1 protein-coding gene and 1 pseudogene are annotated in these 2,107 nt (G+C 45.6%); both read right to left on the bottom strand.

Annotated features, from left to right (window positions below; all coding sequences use genetic code 11):
• Positions 1 to 515, bottom strand: a pseudogene (locus RMO55_RS07455) (phage integrase N-terminal SAM-like domain-containing protein); the annotation flags it as partial.
• A gap of 281 nt (positions 516 to 796) precedes the next feature.
• A complete protein-coding gene (locus RMO55_RS07460) occupies positions 797 to 1,831 on the bottom strand; it encodes a tyrosine-type recombinase/integrase (RefSeq protein ID WP_396134211.1) in 1,035 nt (344 codons plus the stop codon).
• Between the last annotated feature and the right edge of the window lie 276 nt (positions 1,832 to 2,107).

Genomic DNA, 2,107 nt, shown 5'->3' on the forward strand with positions numbered 1-2,107 from the left:
ATCGACCTGATCCCTTCGAGGGTCATCAACCCCAATAGAAAGCGGTCGCGAAGGATTTTCAGGGGAGTAGATTTAGCCAGTGGAGCCTGAAGGAATGTCTCCGCCTCACTAGCAGTCAAATAAGTAATCGAGTCAGCCGGATCGCCTCGTTGCTTGGGCGGTTTTACGCCCCAGACGGGGTTATGGGAGAGTAGACCATATTCCATCGCCGCATCGTACATCCGACTCACAGCGACTAATTTGAGGGCAATGGTGGCAGGTTTGTATTGCTGTTGGACTAAATGGTGACGGTAGATTTTAATTGCATCTCGCGTCACTTCCAGGGGTTGGAGTCGATTAACTTCACACCAGAGCAGGTACTGTTTGGCTTCGCACCAATAAGTGCGGATGGTTTCGCCACTAGCACCACCGGAAGCCACATCGAATTGGAGGAAACTGGTAAATGCGGCAATTAGTTTGTTGGCATCGAGGACAAAAGTGGTGTTACTGGTGGTAGTGCTAGTGGGTTGCTCCATTGAATTATGAGATATTCATAGAGTGGTTGGGAATAATTAGTTAAACAAGATCGGGCAGGGGTTTAATCTGGAAATCAATAGTTAATAAATTGTCGATTATTTTCGATCTTCTTTTAATATACCGCTAACCTGTATTAGCGGTATATGCTTTTTCTGTAGTTTATACCAGACAATGGTTAGAGCCGATTTCCAAATTTTGAGGTTTTCGATCGAAAAGCTAACAGATTCACCCCAATTTAAGAAGGCATAAAAGTAAGATAATATTCAGGCGCGGGGTAAATCTAAACTAGATCTGCCAAAGTATTAGTAGCTTGAGCCTGATATTTATGACGATTATCGTCGTACCGATTGAGGGTATTGAGATTGGTATGACGACTCAGAGCTTGAGCTGCTCGAATATTACCGTCGCTGGCATCGAGGTAAGCGGTGATGGCACTGTGTCTGATCCGATGGGGAGAGACTATCTTATCGATCCCCGCTGCTTCGCTAAACTCTCGCACCAAGCGATAAATAGTGCTGCCATCAAGTCGATGCCCCTTACTGCGCCGATCGAGGCTGGTAAATAGTGGCATACGACCATCGGGTTCCCCGACATTTGCAGTACTACAGGACAGAGAATCGGACGATTCTCCGCAGGAGACGCTGCGCGAACGATAGTTGTCTCTAGCAGCCAACCACTGTGAGATCGCGATTGTCGTTGCTGGCGATAGATCGATCTGGCTTTTTTGGATCTTGCCTTTGCCTAAAATCGATAGTCTTCCAGATTCGCTAAAATCGCCTACATCCAGGCTACTAATTTCATTGCGACGCAAGGCATTGTCCCAAAGCAATCTAAGAATTGCATAATCTCTGATCCCTTTGACAGTGCTGCGATCTGGAATTTGGAGCATTTTTCTAAACCCAGCTACCGCAATTCCCGTAGTGTCGCCATAACTCTCAACTTTCAAGCAAGTAACATCGGCAAGATTGAAGCTACACTGCTCTACTTGACGGGCATAGTCCACGAAGGATTTTAGGGCTGACAGCCGGACATTAATCGTGCTGGGGGCTAACTTAGCTTCGATCAGTTGTTGTCGGTAGTGGAGAACTTGATAAACAGCTTCTGGCTGGTTTAGGGAGAGAAATTGACTCAAAAGCGGCTCTGATACTTCGCGATCGTAGGTACGCCGACAGAAATCGGCAATCGCTTTGCCATAGTTTCTCCGAGTATTGGCAGAAATTTTCAGTCGGAGGAAGTCAGCAAGAAGATCCGAAGAAGAACGAGTAACTTCAGGTGATTTTTTCACTAGAGTAGGTTTGGATAGTGGCGATCGCATGGAATTGTGTGACTTCAAGCATAATTTATGGTTTAAGTCACAAATTGATAGGCAAGCGAGAGAACGACTTTACTTGCTACAAGTACTCTCATCTTAGTCTAAATTAAGCTCACGACAATGAATTTGTTAGTGCGCTAAAATGAAATAGACCAAATGTTTTAATCCAGACTAGAATGCGTGAAAAAACTTATGATGTCGTGCTGTACGGTGCCAGTGGCTTTGTCGGTAGGCAAACTGTTCGGTATTTTGCCGATCGCGTTCGCCTTGATGAAGTGC

The sequence above is a fragment of the Chamaesiphon sp. VAR_48_metabat_135_sub genome, assembly GCF_031418915.1.
In the GTDB taxonomy this organism is placed as follows: Bacteria; Cyanobacteriota; Cyanobacteriia; order Cyanobacteriales; family Chamaesiphonaceae; genus Chamaesiphon.

Excerpts from the sequence above, each read along its gene's own strand:
- RMO55_RS07460 (WP_396134211.1), bottom strand. The coding sequence starts at position 1,831 with ATGCGATCGCCACTATCCAAACCTACTCTAGTGAAAAAATCACCTGAA.